Annotated in this window: 16 protein-coding genes; 7 read left to right on the forward strand and 9 right to left on the reverse strand. The window is 45.6% G+C overall.

The window, feature by feature from the left end:
- Positions 1–23: 23 nt before the first annotated feature.
- Entirely contained in the window at positions 24–734 is a 711-nt protein-coding gene (locus B0E43_RS00975) for an RluA family pseudouridine synthase (protein ID WP_077346190.1), read from the reverse strand.
- A 168-nt stretch (positions 735–902) separates the two neighbouring features.
- Here B0E43_RS00975 and B0E43_RS00980 point away from each other — a divergent pair, with 168 nt between their 5' ends.
- A complete protein-coding gene (locus B0E43_RS00980) occupies positions 903–1,706 on the forward strand; it encodes a HipA family kinase (protein ID WP_077346191.1) in 804 nt (267 codons plus the stop codon).
- On the forward strand, positions 1,684–2,067 hold the full coding sequence (locus tag B0E43_RS00985) for a DUF3037 domain-containing protein (RefSeq protein ID WP_077346192.1): 384 nt from the start codon (positions 1,684–1,686) through the stop codon (positions 2,065–2,067). Before B0E43_RS00980 ends, B0E43_RS00985 begins: the two co-directional genes overlap by 23 nt.
- Here the strand turns inward: B0E43_RS00985 and B0E43_RS00990 are convergent, their stop codons facing one another.
- From B0E43_RS00990 to B0E43_RS01000, 3 genes are all read right to left on the reverse strand, one after another.
- Positions 2,068–3,153, reverse strand: a complete 1,086-nt coding sequence (locus B0E43_RS00990) for a cell wall metabolism sensor histidine kinase WalK (RefSeq protein WP_077346193.1) — start codon at positions 3,151–3,153, stop codon at positions 2,068–2,070.
- A gap of 3 nt (positions 3,154–3,156) precedes the next feature.
- A complete protein-coding gene (locus tag B0E43_RS00995; protein ID WP_077346194.1) occupies positions 3,157–3,846 on the reverse strand; it encodes a response regulator in 690 nt (229 codons plus the stop codon).
- Between the two features lie 151 nt (positions 3,847–3,997).
- Positions 3,998–4,786, reverse strand: a complete 789-nt coding sequence (locus B0E43_RS01000; protein WP_077346211.1) for a DUF3108 domain-containing protein — start codon at positions 4,784–4,786, stop codon at positions 3,998–4,000.
- A 181-nt stretch (positions 4,787–4,967) separates the two neighbouring features.
- Here B0E43_RS01000 and recA point away from each other — a divergent pair, with 181 nt between their 5' ends.
- From recA to B0E43_RS01025, 5 genes are all read left to right on the forward strand, one after another.
- A complete protein-coding gene (gene recA, locus B0E43_RS01005) occupies positions 4,968–5,996 on the forward strand; it encodes a recombinase RecA (RefSeq protein ID WP_077346195.1) in 1,029 nt (342 codons plus the stop codon).
- Between the two features lie 267 nt (positions 5,997–6,263).
- Positions 6,264–7,583 (forward strand): hypothetical protein, encoded by a 1,320-nt coding sequence (locus B0E43_RS01010; RefSeq protein ID WP_254423336.1) that lies wholly within the window; start codon positions 6,264–6,266, stop codon positions 7,581–7,583.
- Positions 7,584–7,607: 24 nt separating this feature from the next.
- Entirely contained in the window at positions 7,608–8,438 is an 831-nt protein-coding gene (locus B0E43_RS01015) for a glycerophosphodiester phosphodiesterase family protein (protein WP_139352629.1), read from the forward strand.
- 1 nt (position 8,439) lies between these two features.
- A complete protein-coding gene (locus B0E43_RS01020) occupies positions 8,440–9,753 on the forward strand; it encodes a hypothetical protein (RefSeq protein WP_077346197.1) in 1,314 nt (437 codons plus the stop codon).
- Between the two features lie 27 nt (positions 9,754–9,780).
- A complete protein-coding gene (locus B0E43_RS01025) occupies positions 9,781–11,571 on the forward strand; it encodes a TIM-barrel domain-containing protein (protein WP_077346198.1) in 1,791 nt (596 codons plus the stop codon).
- Between the two features lie 149 nt (positions 11,572–11,720).
- On the opposite strand, the gene B0E43_RS01030 is transcribed toward B0E43_RS01025, so the two are convergent.
- From B0E43_RS01030 to B0E43_RS23775, 5 genes are all read right to left on the reverse strand, one after another.
- Entirely contained in the window at positions 11,721–12,953 is a 1,233-nt protein-coding gene (locus B0E43_RS01030; protein ID WP_077346199.1) for a VCBS repeat-containing protein, read from the reverse strand.
- 81 nt (positions 12,954–13,034) lie between these two features.
- Positions 13,035–14,429: a neutral/alkaline non-lysosomal ceramidase N-terminal domain-containing protein gene (locus B0E43_RS01035; protein WP_077346200.1), complete on the reverse strand. Its 1,395-nt coding sequence runs from the start codon at positions 14,427–14,429 to the stop codon at positions 13,035–13,037.
- A 61-nt stretch (positions 14,430–14,490) separates the two neighbouring features.
- Positions 14,491–16,152, reverse strand: coding sequence for a SusD/RagB family nutrient-binding outer membrane lipoprotein (locus B0E43_RS01040; protein WP_077346201.1), 1,662 nt, complete (start codon positions 16,150–16,152; stop codon positions 14,491–14,493).
- Positions 16,153–16,169: 17 nt separating this feature from the next.
- Positions 16,170–19,598 carry a SusC/RagA family TonB-linked outer membrane protein gene (locus B0E43_RS01045; RefSeq protein WP_077346202.1) on the reverse strand — a complete coding sequence of 1,143 codons (3,429 nt, stop codon included), beginning with the start codon at positions 19,596–19,598 and terminating at the stop codon, positions 16,170–16,172.
- Positions 19,599–19,641: 43 nt separating this feature from the next.
- Positions 19,642–20,571 carry a PKD domain-containing protein gene (locus B0E43_RS23775; protein WP_077346203.1) on the reverse strand — a complete coding sequence of 310 codons (930 nt, stop codon included), beginning with the start codon at positions 20,569–20,571 and terminating at the stop codon, positions 19,642–19,644.
- Positions 20,572–20,709 lie beyond the last annotated feature (138 nt).

The raw sequence follows: 20,709 nt of genomic DNA on the forward strand, positions 1-20,709 counted from the left end.
TTTGGCCTCTCATTTTTCGCTTTTCAGGCGTTTTTTTCCAATTGGTGGACCAAAACCTGAAAATCCTTTGGGTAGGGGGCTTCGACTTTTAGCGGAATACCATCCAGACCTTCAAAGGTGATCGAATAAGCGTGCAATGAGACTCGCTGCATGATTGGTAACTCCTCCGTATCTTTTTTGAGATTGAAGCGGCGCTTGAGTGATGAAAGATAAAGGGGATTGCCGCCGTAAAGGGTGTCGCCGCATATCGGCGATTTGAGGTAAGCCAAGTGAACTCTGATTTGGTGCAAACGACCTGTGATCGGCTTGCATTCCACCAGTGTGTGCGCCCAATAGGTTTTCAAAGTATTGAAAATTGTCTGGGCAGGCTTGCCGTCTTTACTGACTTTGGCGATTCCTTTGTTGTTTGCAGCGAGATTTCGGTCAACCAACTCGTTGTTGAATTCCTTGATCCCTTCTACTACTGCATGGTAGACTTTTTCCACTTTTCTGTTTTCAAACTGCATGGCCAAGTGCCGGTAGGCCACTGGATTCTTGGCAATCACCAGACATCCTGAGGTTTCCTTGTCCAATCGGTGGCACAGTTGTGAATCGGTGGTGTGTGCCTTGGCTAAGTCCAGGATGTTCTGCGCCTCGTGCCTGTCGTCTAAGCTTGACAGGTACGGTGGCTTGTTGATCACCAGGTAATCCGCATTTTCAAACAGAATAAGTTTCTCAAAATCTATTTTCTTCATGGATCTCCTGCTTCTTCAAAAACAGGCTGCAAAAGTAGGAAATAGCCTGATCGAAAAAAAATCACTTACTAAATGATAATTGGAGCGGGTCTAATTGATCAAATTAAAACCGCCTGACTGACTTCTTTTGGAGTTTTCAGCTTTTATTTGTTTTCTTTTTTTAGGCAAATGCACGAAACAAACTTCCACGATTCACTTCGACAGGTCAATGTCACCCGCTATGTGATGCCTCTCAGAGAAGGAGGCTCTTTGCCTGCATTGGCTGAGGCAGATGACGGATTTAATTATGTGCTGAAATTTAAAGGTGCCGGGCAAAGGGAAAAAGCCCTGATCGCAGAGTTGATTGGGGGCGAGTTGGCGAGACGCTTGGGCTTTAAAGTTCCGGAAATTGTTTTTGCCAATTTGGATGCTGCTTTTGGCAATTCAGAAGGCGACGAAGAAATCCAGGATTTGCTCAAAAGCAGTCAGGGCTTGAATCTGGCTTTACATTTTTTGTCAAAAGCGATGACTTTTGACCCTGGAGCGTCCAAAGTAGATGACTATTTGGCCTCGCGAATTGTCTGGTTTGATGCCTGGATTACCAATGTGGATCGGACTTTTCGCAATACCAATTTGTTGATTTGGAACAAAGAGCTTTGGCTGATTGACCATGGGGCCTCTTTCCTATTTCACCATTCTTGGGAAAACTGGGAAAAACATGCCTTGAGTCCCTTTGCTACGATCAAAGACCATGTACTCCTCCCAAAGGCTACCGAATTGGAAAAAGTGGACAAGGAAATGAAAACTATGTTTACTCCTGAGCTCATCGATGAAGTTGTAGCGATGGTGCCGGAGGAATGGATCTTGGCTTCAAGAGATACGGAGACGGCTGAAGAAGCAAGGGAAGTATATGCCTCCTTTTTAAGAATGAGACTGGAAAATTCTGAAGTGTTTTTAAACGAAGCAAATCATGCAAGGAAAGCACTTATTTGAATATGCCCTGATCCGAATCGTACCGAGGGTGGAGCGGGAGGAGTTTGTAAATGTAGGTGTGGTGATCTGCTGCAAGCGGCAAAATTTTATTCAGTGTAAAATCCACATGCCCGACGAGAAGTTACTTGCATTAGATCCTGAAGCAGATCTGGGTATGTTCAGATGTTACCTGGATTCTTTTGAAAAAATCTGCGCAGGAGAAAAAACCGGGAATCCGATTGCGCTTCAGGATGCGGCATCCCGATTTCGTTGGTTGACTTCCGTGCGAAGTTCTATGCTTCAGACGTCGCGTCCGCATTCTGGTTTTACTGAGGATTTGGAGGAGACCTTGAGAAGTCTTTATGAGGAATATGTAGCATGATCAGATCTCGGGTTTCTTTGCGGGTGGTTCTTTTTCTGCAGGTTTTTTTTCTCTTTCAATCGGAAGTGAAAAACTAAAAATAGAGCCTTTCCCAACGGTTGAGCTCACGGAGATCTTGCTTTTGTGGCCTTCCAGGATGTGCTTGACAATGGCCAAACCCAAGCCTGTTCCGCCTTTCTCTTTGGAACGGCTTTTTTCTACCCTATAGAATCGCTCAAATATCCGCTTCAGATCGTCGGGAGGAATTCCCTGCCCGTTGTCCTTGACATCAATTTGGATTGTGTTTTTATGGGTCTTGATGGACACTTTGACTTCGCCACCGTTGTGGTTGTATTTGACGGCATTGAAGATCAGGTTTTGACAAACACGGAAAATTTTTGGCCGGTCGGCATGGGTCATGTGGCTTTTTTCCGGATCAAAATCCAGCTTGATCACGACATCTCTTTTGGACGCTTTGTGTTCCAGCTGCTCGATCACTTCCTGTACCAGATCTTTGAGGTCAAAGTCTGTAAAGTTGAATTTGACCACGCCACTTTCCATTTGGTTTAGCGTGAGCAAGTCCTGCACGAGCACATCCAGAGAATCCAGGCTTTTTGCCGCTCTTTTCAGGAATTTCATCCGAACCTGCTTGTCCTCAATCGCTCCATCCAATAAGGTGTGAATGTAACCTTGGGTGGCGAAAATCGGCGTTTTCAGTTCGTGGGAGATATCGGCGATAAATTCTCTTCGGAATTCAGCTGTTTTTTGAAGCGTATCAATTTCATTTTGCCTTGCTAAGGCATAGGAATTGATGACGGAATTGATCTTGCGTAGGGGTGAAAGTGAAGATCGTCCGGATTTGTCCTGGATCTCAGAGAGGTCTTTTTTCTGGATTTTTTCTAATAAAGAATAAATGTTTCCGATCTCCCTAAAAACCAGGAATTCGAGAGTGATGACGATCAATAAATAGGAAACTGAAAAAGAAATCCCACCTGCCACTAATAAGACCAATGGGGTGGAATCCGGCATCAGAGACAGGAATGCAGCCACCAGGGCAGATATGGCGAAGGCCAAAATCAAAGAAATTCCCCTGGAAGTGGTCAGCATTTTTTATCCCAAATCGAACTTGTATCCTACTCCTTTTACAGTAGAGATATAGTCTTCACCGATCTTTTCGCGGACTTTTCGGATATGTACATCGACCGTACGGGCCAGCACAAATACATCAGTTCCCCAGATATTGTGAAGCAGTTCGTCTCTACTAAAAACCATATTAGGTGTTTTGGCGAGGAAATACAACAATTCGAATTCCTTCTTGGGTAAGGTAATGGTCTTGCCGGATTTGTCAATGGTATAGCTGCCCCGGTCAATTGTCAGGTCTTTGATTTTTATCTGGGCCTGCTCTTGTTCTTTTTTGGACTCCCTTCTGAACAGGGCGGAAATCCGGCTCATCAAAGCTCTTGGTTTGATCGGCTTGGTGATGTAGTCATCAGCCCCGACATCAAATGCAGCCACTTCGGAATATTCCTCCATCCGGGCAGTCAGGAAGATGATGAAGGTGTTTTTCAATTCCGGAATTTGGCGGATTTGAAGGCAGGTCTCCACGCCATCCTGATTGGGCATCATGATATCGAGCAAAATCACATCAGGTTGAAACTTGGTTGCCACCTTGACAGCCTTGATGCCGTCTTCTGCAGTGGCCACATCATATCCCTCTTTTTGGAGGTTGTACTTTAAGATCTCTACAATGTCCGGCTCGTCATCTACGACCAAGACCTTGATCTTTTGCTTTTCGCTCATCGAGGAATTGCTTTAAGGTTCGGTTAAAATTACGGAATTAATGAGGATAGGAACCAAACAAAAATTGGCGAACGAAACAAATTAATGAAGAAATTGAGGAAATCTGCCCTGGAACTTCTCTAATGTTAAGGGGGTGTTAAGGCAAAGTAAATTATTTGTTTCGAAGGCCTTTGGCGGAGGAAATGTCAATGTTCAGAGAGCCAATGAATAAGTTGGCTTTGATCTTCACTGGGATTTTGTTTTGGTCCTTTGTGACCCAGACCTTGACAGGAAAGTCTCCTCTGAAGAGTCTGTTTTGAGGCATAAGTGGAGAAAAAACATAGGTATCTATCAGTCCGAGGCTGGTCTGGATCTGTTCTGTTCCTTCGTATATTAATTTTAGGTTATATATTTCTTTATCAAAGAAACCAGTAATCAAAATGGATTGTCCCTTTTTCAGGTTTGTCAGATCCATGGACCTCAGATAGTAAAACCCACTGACTAAATCCTGAACCTGTCCAGGCAATTTGTATTCTTTACTGTCCTTTAAAGTTCTGTTGTCCCGATCGTACCATTCCATTTTTGCCTTTCGGTTTTGCTGGTCAAAGTAGGTCTTTTCATTTTTCCTGTATTTCCCTTCTTCTATATGTCTATAGGAAAGTGATGGAAGCAATGTCCCTGTATCGAGATGAGTGCCCCAGTTGTCATTTACCCTGCCAAATATGGTAGCAGCACCTTTGGTTTTGCCGTATGCGTCGATTTTATAATGTGGACGCATTTGCTCGTTGACGGCACGTCGGCTGATTTGAAGTTTTGCCTCTGCAAGATTCAGCCAACCATACGTCACTTCAAACTGCAACTCTTCCCCAAAAGTGAATGCCGAATTTTTAGGGCCATTTTGACCCAAAGCAAGTGAAGTAGCTGTGAACAGAAGAAAAAGGGCCCGAAAAGCAGTTTTCATTTGAAGCTTGACAATACCTGACAATTTTTTGCAGATTGGAGAGGTATTCGGAAAAAAAGGATCATTTGATTGATTAAAAATACGAATTTGGCCCTCGGAAACAATAGGTCTAGTCACCTTGGTTATGCCTTCATCTTTCGTTAATTTCACCAACATTTGAATCTTTTACAATTTTGAAATCATGAGTAATAACGCAGAAAAACTGAAAGCTTTGCAGCTAACTATTGATAAGCTGGAAAAAACTTACGGGAAAGGTACCGTAATGAAGCTTAGTGATAATAAAGTACAGGATATTCCCGCAATTTCAACAGGTTCATTAGGACTTGATATGGCTTTGGGGATAGGTGGGATTCCAAGGGGAAGGGTCATAGAAATCTATGGGCCGGAGTCCTCAGGTAAGACTACCCTGACCTTGCACTGTATCGCCGAAGCACAAAAAGCCGGTGGCCTTGCAGCGTTCATTGATGCGGAACATGCTTTCGACAAAAACTATGCGGAAAAATTGGGGATCGATACCGAAAACCTGTTGATTTCCCAGCCGGATAATGGAGAGCAAGCACTGGAAATAGCCGAGCATTTGATCCGATCCGGTGCGATTGACATCATTGTAATTGACTCTGTCGCGGCATTGGTGCCAAAAGGAGAATTGGAAGGTGAAATGGGAGAGAGCAAGATGGGACTTCAGGCCAGATTGATGTCACAAGCGCTCAGAAAACTTACAGGTGCTATCAGCAAGACTGGCTGTTCCTGTATTTTCATCAACCAGCTTCGTGAAAAAATCGGTGTGATGTTCGGAAATCCCGAAACTACAACTGGAGGGAATGCCCTGAAATTCTACGCATCCGTCCGTTTGGATATCCGTCGTGTCGGTCAGATCAAAGAAGGTGCTGACAATATTCTTGGTAACAGAACGAGAGTAAAAGTGGTCAAAAACAAAGTGGCGCCGCCTTTCAAAGTGGTCGAATTTGACATCATGTATGGCAAAGGAATCTCCAAAGTCGGAGAAATTATTGACTTGGGCGTGGAACTTGAAATCATCAAAAAAGCCGGTTCTTGGTTTTCCTACAACGGTGAGAAACTTGGCCAAGGAAGAGATTCAGTGAAAAATCTGCTGATGGATAATCCTGAATTGATGGATGAGCTGGAAGGGAAAATCAAAGCGGCTTCCGGATTGCTACCGACCGAGCCGACCATTTCAATTGAAGAATAACTCAAGCGAAAATCTAATCAAAAAGGAGGCTCTGAGCCTCCTTTTTGATTCAATGGGATGCGAATTTCTTCAATTTTAAAACATGGGAGTGAGTAGAGTTTGTGTGGATTTGTTATCAAGTTAAACCCGGATAGTTTTCCAATTTAGATGACCAAATTATTTATTAAGTTGGAATAGCCTTTTCATTGGGACAGAGGGTAATAGATTAGTCGGAGATTCCGTGAAGTTGGAAATTGCCCTTTTTCACCCAAACAACTAATTCATTCAATGTCAAACTCCAAACATTCAAACCTCCGGAATTGGCTAGGCTTTGTCCTAGTCTTTTTTATTTTAAATCTCGCATCCGCAGTCCTTGCCCAAAGTGGCTTTAAGGTTGGGGCAGCCAAGCGGGTTCTGACTCCTGATCCGCTTTTGCCAGTTTCTGGTGGGATTGGCACTCCAAGGCCTTCTACTGTAAAAAATGGAGACCTCTGGGTCCGGGCTATGGTCATGGAAAATAACGGAACCCGTGTTGCTTTTGTAGGAATCGATAACCTCGGATGGCCTGCTGCTTTAGGAGACAAATCGCGGGCCTTGATCAAGGGAATTCCTGCGGAGAATATCCTGATTGGAGCAACCCATACTCACAGTGGACCAGATGCCTATGGGTTTCCAAATGAAAAAGGAGAGGTCAATGCCGATTTTGAATACCTCAACTGGTGCGTCCAGCAGATCGCCGATGCTGTAAACGAAGCGGTGGCAAATCTTGAAGCCGCTGAGCTGAAAACCGCAGTCGGTGAGGCAAAAGGAAAAATTGCCTACAATTATTATGCTCCCGAGCTCTATGATCCCCGTTGCGGAGTGATCCAGGCATTCGGAACTGCTGGGAAAAACAAGGGCAAAGTGATTGCAACTTTGGTCAATTATGCAATTCATCCGGAAGTCATTGGCAATGGAAGAGGGATTACTTCACCTGACGTTTGCGGACCGCTATATGATAGAATTGAATCTCAAGTGGGCGGCATCGCCATATTTGTGAACGGTGCTCAAGGAGGAATGATTACTGCTGATAACAGGGTTTCGGAAGGAAAAGAAGCCAGTGACTACGAGGAATGCAAGCGTATCGGTAATCTCCTTGCCGACCAGGCATTGGAGATTGTAAGCAGTGCTGTACCCCAGACCAATCCATTGATTCAAAACACATCCATGCAAGCGGATTTTTCAGTGGATTCTCCTATCCTTCAATACATTCTTCAAAAATCTCCCCACAAATACAAAGTGAAAGCCGGGAATATCGTGACCACCCAGATGAATCTGGTCAATGTCGGCACCGCCCAGATACTCACCATTCCGGGCGAAGCTTTACCAAATCTCGGATTCTACCTTAAGCGCAAAATGCACACCAATCAAGCCTTCCTATTCGGCCTGACCAATGATGCTTTTGGTTACATTCTGACTGAGGAGGATTTTAACAGCTTCAAGCGCTATGAATATGTGACCCGTACCAGCTTGGGAGAAAAAACCGGCCCTGCCTTGGTGGAGCATTCAATGAAGCTTATCGAAAAAGCCCCTGCATCAGAAGGTTTTGCTCCTGCTGGAAGCAATTAAGGATTGGAAGGGAAAAGTTCAATCATGTTGGATCTCCAAAAGATAAAACTTGGGGTGATATCGGTCTTGCTGTGCATGGCCGTATCACCCCTTTTCGCACAAAGTGACCTTCCTGCTCCAAAGCATGGAAAAACTTATGTGATTGCCCATCGGGGTGTGCATAGCGGAATTCCCGAAAATTCCCTGGCGGCCTACCAAAAGGCCATCGATTTGGGATGTGATTTTATTGAAATTGACCTGCGGACTACCAAGGACGGAAGGATTGTCAGTGTGCATAATTCTACCGTGGATGCCTATGTCAGCAATGTCAAAGGACTTGTTAAGGACTTTACCCTGGAGGAAATCCGGGCCCTTGATATTGGAGAAAAGGTAGGTTCCAAATGGAAAGGAACCCAAGTGCCAACTTTTGAGGAAATCCTGAAACTCAGTCAGGGGAAAATCGGAATTTATCTCGACCTCAAAGACGCTGATCCTCTGGTGTTGATTCCTTTGCTCCGAAAATTTCACATGGCTGACCGAACTGTCTGGTATCTGGGAGGGGACGAGGTGAATCTTATCAAAACTATCCAGAGGGAATGCCCAGAATGCCTTGTCATGCCGGATCCGGGAATTGAAAGCAATATTTCCCAAGTGGTAGAAAATTTTCACCCTAAAGTGCTGGCTACCGACATGGGGAAGTTGTCCACCAGCTTCGTGGCCAAGGCGCACAAGGAACAAGCGATGGTCTTTGTGGATGATAAAGCAAAGGACCTGAATGAATGGAAGAAAATCCTGAGTTATGGAACGGATGGAATCCAAACCGATAAACCAGAGGCCCTGATTCACTATTTGAACTCACTCTCCAAAAAAGACTGAAATGGTAAAGCGGATAATCAAAATAGTATTTTCCATAGCCTTTGTCCTGATCGGGCTTTCGTTGGTTTATTTGTTTGCCGGACCACTTTATAAAAAGTGGGTGATCTACCCCAGATTGGAGCAGTCACGGGAAGAAATCCGGGCATCCTATCGGAAACCGCCTATAGTAATTCCGATCCCAGAATATACCGGAGTCATGCACGCCCATTCCTATTGGTCGCATGACAGCCGGGGAAACCTGAATGAAATCCTCCATGGGGCAAAAAAGGCCGAGTTGGACTTTGTTTTTTTTGCAGATCATGCCCATGGAAAGCTAGACACCTTTCCCCGGGCTTATCATGGGGAATTTGAAGGGATCTTATTGGAAGGTGGTACAGAAACCAGTGGCTCTGATGGAATGGAAGTCAACCCTTTCCGTGAGGGGATTTTGGACTGGAATATCCCGAGGGATTCCATGATCCGGGATATTGTAAAGCAAGGTGGCTTGGTGACTTATGTCCATTCGGAGAAAGAACATAACTGGGATAATCCGGATTATCAGGCCATGGAAATTTATAACATCCATACTGATTTATTGGATGAGGATGGAATGCTGGCTTTTCTGCTCAATCACCTAGTCAACGGAGAAAAATTCCGTCACTGGGGATACCGGGAGATTTATGATAAGCAGGTGGCAATTTTGGAGAATTGGGATCAACTCAATCAAGGAAGACAGATCGTCGGCATTGGTTCTGTGGATGCCCACAACAACCAAAATATCCGTGCCCGTCATCTTGAAAATGGACAGGTGGAATGGGTGGGTCCCAATGCTGATGCTATCAGTATCCGCGAGCCCGGAATTCTGGAAAACCTCCTTCTTCATGAACCTGACGAAAATGGTTGGGCCTTTAAATGGGAGCTTGACACTTATTTCCATTCCTTCAATTTTGTGAACAACCATGTGTTTTCGGAGGAGTTTTCCACCGTGAAAATCAAGGACCATATCATTAAAGGGAACGTTTTTGTTGCCTTTGAAGGGATTGCTCCAGGGGATGGATTCCAGTATTTCGCCCTAAGTACCCAAAATGAATTGGCAGGAATCCTCGGTGATTCAATTGCAGCCCAATCTGTATCCAAACTGAAAGTCCTTTCACCTTTTCCTGCCCGCTATCGCCTGATCCGAGATGGACAAATGGTCGCTGAGACTGGTGATGGGCAGTATGAGTTTGAGTTTTCTCCTGAAAACCAAAAAGGAATCTATCGGATAGAAGCCGACCTCTGGCTGGATGGACAGTGGGTCAATTGGCTTTTTACCAACCCTATCTACCTGAATTAAAAATCACCCAACCCAATAAATTTTATAATGAGTTTTCTAAATAGAAAAAGATGGAAGAAAATTGCCTGGATATTTTCTTCAACAATATTTGGATTGATAGGCTTGGCTTTCGCCCTGTTTTTCTATCCTTTTTGGGGCATTCCTTTCAATGCACAGCGGCATGGGAATCCACCTTTGACTCCGGCTTGGGCCTTGGAATGCTGGCTTTGGGAAGATGATGTCAATACAGCCGCCTATGTGGATGAACTCCTGAAAGGCTATGCCGAACATGATATCCCGGTAAGAACTGTGATTTTGGATAGCCCCTGGAGCTATCGATATAATGATTTTGAGGTGGATACTGTGTTGTATCCGGACTATGAAAATTGGTTTGCCCAAAAGCAAGATCAAGGCTATCGCATCATTCTCTGGATGACTTCCTATGTGAACAGCTATAATAAGGGTTTGACTCTAAAGGACAGCCCAGAGTATTTGGAGGAAGCAAAATCCAAAGGCTATCTCACTGGCGGGGGGAATATCATCAGCTGGTGGAAAGGCAAAGGCGGAGCCATAGATTACAGCAATCCTGAGGCAATGAAATGGTGGAGAGCAAAGCAGGATAAAGTCTACGAACTGGGCATCGATGGATGGAAGTTGGACGGTGCGGCCACTTACAATGCTACTTGGATCTATGGACTTCCATTTTTTTATGTCAAATCAGCCTCAGGCTGGATGAGCACCCGGACCTACATGGATCATTACTATAGGGACGAGCTTGAATATGGGTTGAGCAAAAATCCGGAGTTTGTCACCCTATCAAGAGCCCTGGACAGGGGCTTTCATCCGGAAGGATTTGCTCCAATCCAATCCTCAACGGTCAACTGGGTTGGAGACCAAGAACACGAATGGGTAAGCCAGGAGCTGTTGGCTGAGCATGGCGAGGAGCAAGTTGACATCGCACTGGAAGGTATCGAAGGATTCGAGTCTGCCATTAATAGCATCCTCGAAAGTGCTAAGCTCGGGTACAATGTGATCGGTTCGGATGTGGCCGGGTTTTCAGGTAAAACCATCCCCCCAAGATTATACATCAGATGGGCCCAGTTTTCGGCATTTTGCGGCTTGTTTATGAACGGTGGACATGGGGACAGGAGACTTTGGCTACGTACACCTGAGGAATTGGAAATCATCCGGGAGTATTCCTGGCTTCACACGGAGCTGATCCCTTATATGTACCATTATGTAGTGACCGGCCATGAAGGCGGAGCACTTTTGCAAAAGCCGATCGAGCAAGGAGAGCACCAGTATTATTTTGGAGAGGAACTATTGGTTGCTCCGATTTTCAGAGATCAGTTGGACTGGAATGTTTCCCTGCCTGAAGGAAAATGGAGATACTGGTTTGACGACCAGAAGCTGATCGAAGGCAAAAGCCTGGTGAAGGGAAATTTTTCACTCGATAAGTTTCCGGTTTATATCAAAGCCGGAGCGATCATTCCCATGAATATTGAGCGGAGCTATACCGGTATCGGCAGCGAAGCAGACAAGGGATATTTGACTCTGTTGATTTATCCTGATCTTGACCGCCATTCCTTTGAGATTTTCAGGGAAAAAGACGAAAGCACCGTGGCTTCCTATGAAAAAAGTGGAGACGGGTTGACCGTGAAACTGACCGGAAAAAAGGTTCCTCATGTGTTGAGAATCGCCCGAGAATCGGCTCCTTCTGAGGTTTCTTTAGACGGTCAGAAATTGGTGGAAGGTGAAGGATATCAATACGATTCCAATGCCGGAAAACTGGTGATCAAGACTGATTCCTATCAAGGAGGAATTTATCAGATCAAATAAATCAAACCGAAAAAAATCAGATCAAGATTCTAAGAAAGCTCCGGGGATTTCCGGGGCTTTTTGCTTTTTCAGGGCATTGGAAAATGAAAGACCTGTCAGGTTTTGGAAACCTGACAGGTCTTTTCATTGAATTGAAAAAAGAAATCTGATTATGGCTTCTTTGGATTTTCGTACCAGATCACGCCAAGTCCCTGGCTGTTGGAGCCGAAGTTTTCTTCGCAGGTGAGCAGGTCCAAGTCCCCGTCTCCATCCAAATCTACCAGTTCGATCCGGTCAAACTTGTAGCCTTCGGGTCCGCTGATATTATGCCAATCCCATTGGGATTCGCCTGGATTGTCTCGGTAAGACAGCCAGAATACACCTGATTTTCCTCCATCCGGCGAGGCTTCTGTTGTGTGGGCAAGGTCAGGTTTTCCGTCACCATTGATGTCACCGATTTTGACAGCTTTGCCCCTGCCGGTAAGTTTGGGAATGTCGATGGTGTACCTTTCCCAATTCAATCCCTGAGGGTCCATACGCTTCATCCATACGATCTGCTGGTTGGTAGATTCTGTTGCGACCACATCTTCCAGTCCGTCCCCATTCAGATCCCCGGTGTCCATAAACTTGACTTCAAGCCCTTCACAGCCTATAAAATGGCTGGGCCATTCCTCTGGTTGCTTTTTGGAATTTCCGGGATTCTCCAGCCACCGGACACCATTGCTGGGTCCGGGTTTGCGATCGGAAGTCAGAATGTCCAGATCACCGTCCCCATCCATATCTTTCATGAAAATAGACATGATCCAGGTGGCCGGACTGATGGGGTGCCATGTCCATTTGTCCAGGTTTCTGGGATTTTCCGGAGCCTGAAACCACCCGATTTTTGCTTCTTTTCCTTTGCTGCCAAGAACCAGGTCTGGTCCATTTAGGCCGTCCAATTGAACAGGATGGGCAAACATCCATTGAATATCAATTTCAGAAGCGGGGAGCACCTGGCTTTCCCATTTGGAAGAGTCCAGATAATCTGTAGCCTGGCTGGGAGCCCAGTGTACAAAGACTTTTTTGGTGTCGCCTTCTGAGCTGCTGATTACATCCTTGTTGCCGTCCGAGTCCAGATCGACCAAGACGGCATCTTCTACATCAGGAGTCTTTCCTGCGATGACGGAGGGCCATTTTTTTCTGACCAATTCATAGCCCGGGTGGAGGTAGACTTTGGTAAACCCGCCTTCTTCCCATCCTGTGGCAATATCCGGCAAGTGATCTCCATTGACATCGGCCAGCCTAACTCCATCTGCCCCACTAAAGGCTGAATCAATCACATTCCTTTTCCAAAAAGCTGTTTGAGCCTGAACTGAAAAAGTACAGGCTAGAAATAGGTTTAGCAGAAATATACACCGAATCATAAGCTTATAAATTGGTAGTAAAAGGGTCTTGGCTAGGGGACTAAACAAAAGAGGTTTGTGTCCACACAGACCACTGAGTGTTTACTGCTCAGAGATTTTTTCCAGCATATTTCCCAGAATGTCGTTGATCATCGGATTGTATCCTGGGCCGAACCAATTCATGATTCTGGGCTCGTATCCTTCCAAATGGTGGTATTTGCAGGGAATGATGTATCCGGTATAAGCTCCATTGAAGGAGGTAACCATTGCCCGGAGGTCTTTAGCCCCTGCTGCATTTTTATACAAAAGTGTGGTTTCACCGCTGAAATCACTTGGAGTGGTACCCCAAACCAAGCTGTCTAACCGGGTAGCCTGAAGATATACTTCCCCAACTTCCGGGAATAATTTTTCAGCCCAAATCGGACGGAGTCTCAGTCCGTCAGTGATTCTAAACTGGAGTTCAGGAAGACTGACCTTCAAAGTCATTGAGCGGACGGCAATACTGTCTTTCATCAGGATATTGGGTAGATAGGCCTGCACAGAATCCACCAAAGCTTCTCCAAGAAATTTCGTCTTTTCGAATTTTTCACCGTCCACATTGCGATAGCTGTGGCTGCCAACGCTTCCGGCCAAGAAAATCGCGAGATCAAACTCACTTTGTTCCAACTTTCGCTGCCAATAGCCGGGATACTCTGCACTAATTTCCAGATTGGAGCTTCCCAGTGTTGTAGCATGTGCATTGTATGAACCGATCAGCGCTTTTTTGCCTGATGCTTGCTCCACTTGAATCAACATGAAGTCAGGGTCGATTTTGCCCTTTTCCCCGACCAGGCGGTTTCGGACAAAATGGCTAATCGGGAGCGAACCCATTCCGATTGATCCGGGCTGGAGGTCTTGAACCGCCAAGGCAATGGAATTGAATATTTGCTGTGCAATCCAATCCGTTACCAAAGGATTGTGTGGACCGTTGAATGATTCGCCGATATATCCGCCGGACCAGGCTCCGATGCTGGAGTGGGTATGAGTAGCGGTAAAAAGCAGGTCAGACCGATCCAGATCCAGTTCGGCGTTGGCCCGATCAACTACAATCCGCGCAGCGTCGGGAGGCATGATAAGTAAGTCGGAACCGACAATGACCAAGGTGCGCTGCCCCACTCGGATTGCTGCGGATTTGATGTAAATGCTATCGTGGACTGCTGTAGCTGTTCCGGGCCGTCCGCCATATCCGGAAAGCGGCATGGCTATAAACTTGCCGGAAACAGCATCGTCTGAATCTGAACCAAAAGTTGGAGTGAGATTGACTTTACTGAGTCCAATGGAGACGGCTCCTTTTTCAGTATGAATGGATTGAATGAGACTGTCATAGCGCAGTTGGGTTTCGGTATAATAGTCTGTTTCAAAATAAGGGGTGAAATCTACCGGCTTTAATAGAATTGCCAGTAAGATCAAAATCACCACACAGAGGTAGGCAAGAATCTTTATGATTTTTCGAAACATGGTTGGATAAAACAAAAAGAGCCGCCAGCTATTGGCGGCTCTGGTTTAGTTGAGAATTGTTTTAATATGGAAATGCAGTGCCCTGCAGCAGCCAGGTCTTGGACCAGGCGCTGTTTTTAGGATCAGGAGCTGCAAAACCGGTAGGCTCCAATCCATTGATGGCTGCATTGACATTAGTCGGGTTGAGTAATATTTCATCCCGCATGTAGTAGAAACGTAGTGGAATGGCCTGGCGCTTGGCATATGGTCCCGTTGTCAATTTAGGCAGTCCGGTTCTTCGGTAATCAAACCAGGCCTCAGAGGCAGCAGTCCAGCTGGAGATCCATTTTTGCTCGATCAATTGCTCCAAGGTGCCATTGTATTTTCCTCCGCCTTTGATGTAGGCATCATAGGAAGCGCTGATTTTCCAGGATTCAAAAGAGGTTTTAATTGCAGCCTCATAGTGCATTTTCTGGTCACCTACAGTCCAGCCTTTCAAAGCAGCTTCAGCCAAAATGAAATGTACCTCGGAAGCAGTCATCAATCGGGACTGAAGTAAGGCTCCGACAGCATCTTTATACATTGGATTTAACTGAGAACAGTGCGGGTTAAAGGTTCCTTGAGCAAGGTCAGGGTTTAGGTTATACGCCCCGCCAGCAGGCGAGGATGGAGGAAGACCGATGTAGTCTGAAGCCAGGTTTAATTCTTCACCCCAGTTGGTCTCATAGTCTTCGGCAATGTTTTGCGCAACGTGCCGTACTCCGTTAATGATCTCGTCCCGGTCATCTTTCCAGTCAGGTTCTACCATCAAAGGTGTCGTGATTCGTTCTGCATAGACAGCGATACGAGGATCACCCAGACGTTTCAAAGCATCAATCAAGGTAGAGCAAACCTTGATTCTCAAATAATTACCTGAGGTGCTTTTATCGTAGACGGTGTTGCTTGGCCAGGAATCTGCCGGAGAAGCTCCGATATAATTCATCCGGGCATCATCCGAAGGAGACAGAATGAGCGGATATTGGCCAGGATTGCCAACGATTTTCTCAATTCCGGCTTTTGACATTGCAGCCTCTTTGTTGGAGATTCTCATCAGGTAGCGCAGGGAAAGGGAGTTCGCAAATTTTCTCCATTTCATGATATCCCCTTGGTAATACACATCCTGAGTTGCCGGAATGGCCCCACCGCTTCCCGCATCTCCTGCAAGAAGTTGATTGGCGGTTTCCAAATCCGCCAAAACTCCCATGTAAATGTCCTTTTGGGAGTCATATACCGGTTTGAGATTATCCTCACCACCCAGTTCTCCTTTTAATGCCTGAGAGAAAGGCGCATCACCCCAAAGGTCTGCGACCAGGCCAAAGAGATTGGCTTTTAGGATCAGGCCCAATGCTTTGTGATGCGGAAGGTTGAGCTCCTCTGCTTTTTTAAGGAGCTCATCATTTGTTCTCAGGGCTTCATAGAAAGGTGCCCAGCTTTGTCCCTGTGCTCCCCAATCGTAATCGTTGTGTCCGCTGGACCAACCGTCCTTTTGGGTATGTTGCATAACACCTGCCAAATCCCCAAATCCCAAATTCAAAACATTCTGTCCCAGTTGGGTTTGAACTGTTGGCAAAAGGAGATTCGGGTGCCCACTTGCGGGGTCAACTCCGTTCGGGTTGATGTTAAGCTCTTCCAGGTTCATGCAGGAAAACACCAACATAGAAAGGAGGAGAAAGAGGCTTAGATTTTTATATTTCAAAGTTTTCATGGATATCCGGTTTTGAATTAGAATGTAACATCAAGTTTGAAACCCACTGGGATCACCCACGGATCCACATTGTATCGCTCGATACCTTGTTTAAACTGAGTACCTCGGTTTCCTTTGGAGGCCTCAGCCTGGAAGGCGCGCTCCGGGTCAATTCCAAATCCGGAATCTTTGGTCCAAAGCATGATGTTTCGGCTATATACCGATAAGTTGGCTCCCTGAATTCCGATTTTCTGAGCAACATTTCTTGGTAGTCTATATCCAAGGGAAATTTCACGGAGTTTGATAAAGTCAGCATCAAACATGGCAGGAGTACCAAATTCCCAAGGGAAACTTACCACGTAAGGGAGGAATGTAGTTCCCGGTCCGCCGAGGTTTTCCTTGATCAAAACAAAATTTCCTTCTTCGTCATGATACCCTACTACACCTGGTGCAAAAGTGCCGTCATAAACAGTGGTGCCGCTAAATCCTTCAGGAAACCCTCCATAGCCAGGAGTTGGACCTCCAATTGGACGGAGTTCTTCGGAAAGCAACAACCAGTCGGCATTGTCAATAACCCATTGACGGAGTTCCTCTCCCGGACCAAGTCCATTGGGATTAACCAGATTGTCCAGCCAGGATTGAGTGGAGGCGCTTTCTGAGAAATATCTGAAAGTCTGGGACATATACTGCCCACCACTTCTCCAGTCAAAGGTCATGTTCAAGGACCAGTTTTTAAAGGACAGGCTGGATTGCATACCCATCAAAAAGTCCGGATTGTAATTACCGACTTTAACCGGCTTGGCTGTTGGAAGCCATTCTGCGTCCAAGCCCTGACCGATAATCGGGTATCCGAAGTAAGGGGAGTTTTTGTCAGTAACCCGCTGCTTTTGGAAGGAGTAAATATTTCCTACCAGCCCGTCTTCACCGGTTTCTTCGTTCGCAACATAGCCATAGGAATAGCTCTTGTTGTCGCTCCAGAATTCAATGACATCTACTCCTTCGGCAAGTTCCCTGATATAGGTTCTGTTTCTGGAGAAGTTCATGTTGATATCCCAGGTCCAATTTTCCTTTCTGATAGGAGTCAGACCCAATACCACTTCAATCCCTTTGCTTTCCAAAAGACCTGCGTTGATATTGATGTTGTTGAAACCCGATGAAACTGGCAGTGGGATATTTGGAAGGATTTGATTTCTGTTTTCCATGAAATAATAGGTTCCTTCCAATCTTACACGGTCGTCAAACAACCCCAAGTCCAAACCTACTTCATAGGAGGTGGCTTTTTCTGGGTTCAGATCCGGAGCCAGGATTGTTCCTGATTTGCCCATTCGGATAGCGCTACCCCACTGTCCATAGTTGTTGTAGGTTGGGTAGAGGTTGTATGGGCTGGTGTCATTTCCTACCTGTGCATAACCACCTCGGACTTTCAATTGGGATATTTTTTCCGTGAGGGAGAAGGCATCATTTATCATCATGCTCAAAGAAGCAGATGGATAGAAGTAGGAGTGGTTTTGGATTGGAAGCGTACTTGACCAGTCATTTCTTGCAGTTATGTCAAGATACAACCAGTCCTTCCAGCCGATATTGGCCATGGAATAGATGCTGTAAATCCCTCTTTGAGACCAAGAGGAAGCATAATCCAAGGAAGCATTAGCGATGTTGGAGACAGAGAAAACGTTTGGAACAACCAATCCGGCTCCGGCTTTGGAGGAGTTGGAGATGTAGGTGTTTTTAGCGTAAAGTGAGTTTCCACCGGCGGAAATACTGAAGTTTAGTTTATCCCAAACCTTTGAGTATGTCGCCAGGAAATCAATGTTTCGTTCCGTGGAGGAAATGTTGGCGAGACCATAAGCTCCGTTGTTTGGTTCTTTGGTATATCCCAATGGAATCTTGGTTTCGCGACGCTCGTCGTATTGATCGAGGAGGTAGCGGCCTCTGATCTTGAAGGACTCGGAGATTTCCCATTCAGCCATGATGTTGCCATAAATTCGGTTTCTTTCGAAGCTGTTTTTCACTTCATGTGCCAAGAAATAAGGGTTTTCATGGTTTGGAGAAGCTCGAAGTACCTGAAGTCCTTCCTGGCCTGGAATCCAATAATCCTCCAATCTTTGAATGTCTATTTCCTGAGGATTTGAGTAAGCCCACTGGAGCGGGTTGGTTCCCCGGTTACTGGAAGGACGGTTGTTAGACCAGCTTTTGTTAAAGTTTACACTGGTACTTATCGTAAGATTCTTGACCGGACTGGTGGAAGCGGCAGTGGAGAAGTTGTTTTTGTACAGATCAGAACCCGGGATTATTCCCTGGTGAGTCATATTGGTCAAATTGAGGCGGTAATCCAATGTTTCGGTACTGTTGGAAGCCGAAATACCATTTGTAGTGGTGATACCGGTATTCACGAAGTTGTTCACATTGTCAGGATTGGAAACCAATTCAGTCGGAATCGGAAAACCGTTTGCATCAAGTGGAGCGTTCCATTGTTGAGCAAAATAGCCCTTGTCCAATTCAGGTCCTGCACCTGCACCATCACCTGCATTTACCGGAGGAAGCACGCCGCCACCCACATCTTCAGGTCGGAAGGAAAAGTATCCGGAAGCAAAGTCTTTTTGAACATTCAAGAATTGGTAAGGAACGTCAAGTACAGTATTGGAGACCAAATTGACTTGCATTCTTTGGTTTTTCTTGGCCTTTTTGGTGGTAATCAATACTACTCCGTTACCGGCACGGGTACCATAAAGAGCAGCAGCACTTGGACCTTTGAGGACCGTTACATTCTCGATGTCTTCTGGATTGAGGTCACTGATGGCATTTCCGTAATCCACAATGTTGTCGGCACCGAACCTTCCAAGGTTGTTAAGGGAGTTGGACATAGGAACCCCGTCCACAACAAATAGCGGCTGGTTGTCTGTATTAAGGGAAGTAGCTCCCCGGATCACCATAGATACCGATGATCCTGTGCCACCGGTAGAATTGATAGTGGCACCAGCCACTTTACCTGCAAGGGAATTGAGGACGTTTTCCTGCGCCACTCGGGTTAGATCTTCGCCTTGGACTTTGCCTACAGAATAGCCCAGGGATCTTTCCTCACGTTGTATACCCAAGGCAGTTACTACCACTTCTTCCAGACCGGTGGAGGTCTCTTTCATGGAGGTATTGACTGTGGTTTGGTTGCCTACCGGTATTTCTACAGCATCAAATCCGATAAAGGAAAATACCAAAACAGCATCCCGATTGGGCACTTCGATGGTGTAATCCCCATTGATATCGGTCACTGTCCCGGTTTGAGTCCCTTTAAGTAGGACGTTTACACCAGGAAGAGCGTAGGTGTCGGTCTCACTGATGACTTTCCCTGAGATCTTTATCGGTGATTGGGCCATGACGGCCGATAAGCCGGTCAGCCAGCAGCAGAACAGCAGGAGCATAAAGGCTTTTCCTACAGAAGGGGAAAGCAGTTTTTTGGAAATATGATTCATGGATGTTGGGTTAGAGGTTTATAAATACCAGATTTTGCCATGCCTATTCAACCAGAGAAAAAGTCAAAATCAGCGCATGGGAATTAAGTGGTACATGATTGGCAGAGGCAGCCATATACATGACTACCCGCATGGATTTGTCGGTGATGTCCTGTAGGATGACTTTTCTCTGGAAATCCATAAAACCTAAAAACTCTTTTCCGGAAAAATCAAGAGTGCTTACTCCGGGGTAGGTTAGTTTGCCTCCAGGTCCATAGACAGATGGCACTACGAAATCTTCCTTCACCACATAGGTAAAGGTGGCATTAGCCTCTGGGGTGAATTTTCCGGTGCAAAGACCAAAGGATTTACCACCTTGATTAACAACTCCCGCACCTCCGGTTGTTACCATTTGGTAAACCAAGCCACTGAATGCCGCCTTATCCTCCTTTACATCATGGGAATATTTTCCGTCATAGTGGAAAGTATAGGTGTCGTTATAGACCTCGCCCATTCCCAAAAACAAATCAAATGCTCCTGTTGGAAGTTCTGCAGGAGCCCCTTTGGCAACTGTAAAGGTTTGGTCTGCATTGGCAAGCCGGTCATTTTTGCTGTGGGCGGCCGTCAGTTTCCAGGTTTTACCATCGGTGTCGGTTGCTCCACCAGTCAATAAGACATAAGGTGTAATGGCAACTGCAAGGTTGGATTCCGTGGTGACCGTGCCGGTTCCTCCGGTTACTGAGAGTTTTACAGTATAATAGCCACCTTCTTTATAAGCGTGAACAGGATTGGCCTCAGTACTCGTCTGTCCATCTCCAAAATCCCATAAATAGGTATTGGTATTTACAGAGAGGGCAGTGAATGCAACTTGTTTTTCCACTATGCTAAAATGGATAATTGCCGATGTAGGAAGTGGATCCTCTTCTTCCTCTTTGCAGGAAAAGAGGAATAGGTTGGCCATTACACAGAGTGTAAGTAGTAAGTTTTTTTTCATTTGTTCATAGACTGGTTATAGTGGATTTTTGGATTAATATGAGGGTGATATTTTTCCGTTAAGATATAAGTATTACATGAATGGCAAAGTGTAAATAACAGAAAGCCATCAGATTATTTTTTATTTAAATAATTATTA

It is taken from the genome of Algoriphagus sp. A40, from assembly GCF_002002735.1.
GTDB lineage: Bacteria > Bacteroidota > Bacteroidia > Cytophagales > Cyclobacteriaceae > Algoriphagus.

Excerpts from the sequence above, each read along its gene's own strand:
- B0E43_RS01025 (WP_077346198.1), top strand. The coding sequence starts at position 9,781 with ATGAGTTTTCTAAATAGAAAAAGATGGAAGAAAATTGCCTGGATATTT.
- B0E43_RS01010 (WP_254423336.1), top strand. The coding sequence starts at position 6,264 with ATGTCAAACTCCAAACATTCAAACCTCCGGAATTGGCTAGGCTTTGTC.
- B0E43_RS00995 (WP_077346194.1), bottom strand. The coding sequence starts at position 3,846 with ATGAGCGAAAAGCAAAAGATCAAGGTCTTGGTCGTAGATGACGAGCCG.
- B0E43_RS01030 (WP_077346199.1), bottom strand. The coding sequence starts at position 12,953 with ATGATTCGGTGTATATTTCTGCTAAACCTATTTCTAGCCTGTACTTTT.
- B0E43_RS00990 (WP_077346193.1), bottom strand. The coding sequence starts at position 3,153 with ATGCTGACCACTTCCAGGGGAATTTCTTTGATTTTGGCCTTCGCCATA.
- B0E43_RS00985 (WP_077346192.1), top strand. The coding sequence starts at position 1,684 with ATGCAAGGAAAGCACTTATTTGAATATGCCCTGATCCGAATCGTACCG.
- B0E43_RS01035 (WP_077346200.1), bottom strand. The coding sequence starts at position 14,429 with ATGTTTCGAAAAATCATAAAGATTCTTGCCTACCTCTGTGTGGTGATT.
- B0E43_RS01000 (WP_077346211.1), bottom strand. The coding sequence starts at position 4,786 with ATGAAAACTGCTTTTCGGGCCCTTTTTCTTCTGTTCACAGCTACTTCA.
- B0E43_RS01045 (WP_077346202.1), bottom strand. The coding sequence starts at position 19,598 with ATGAATCATATTTCCAAAAAACTGCTTTCCCCTTCTGTAGGAAAAGCC.
- B0E43_RS01020 (WP_077346197.1), top strand. The coding sequence starts at position 8,440 with ATGGTAAAGCGGATAATCAAAATAGTATTTTCCATAGCCTTTGTCCTG.
- B0E43_RS00975 (WP_077346190.1), bottom strand. The coding sequence starts at position 734 with ATGAAGAAAATAGATTTTGAGAAACTTATTCTGTTTGAAAATGCGGAT.
- B0E43_RS23775 (WP_077346203.1), bottom strand. The coding sequence starts at position 20,571 with ATGAAAAAAAACTTACTACTTACACTCTGTGTAATGGCCAACCTATTC.
- B0E43_RS01040 (WP_077346201.1), bottom strand. The coding sequence starts at position 16,152 with ATGAAAACTTTGAAATATAAAAATCTAAGCCTCTTTCTCCTCCTTTCT.
- recA (WP_077346195.1), top strand. The coding sequence starts at position 4,968 with ATGAGTAATAACGCAGAAAAACTGAAAGCTTTGCAGCTAACTATTGAT.
- B0E43_RS01015 (WP_139352629.1), top strand. The coding sequence starts at position 7,608 with ATGTTGGATCTCCAAAAGATAAAACTTGGGGTGATATCGGTCTTGCTG.
- B0E43_RS00980 (WP_077346191.1), top strand. The coding sequence starts at position 903 with ATGCACGAAACAAACTTCCACGATTCACTTCGACAGGTCAATGTCACC.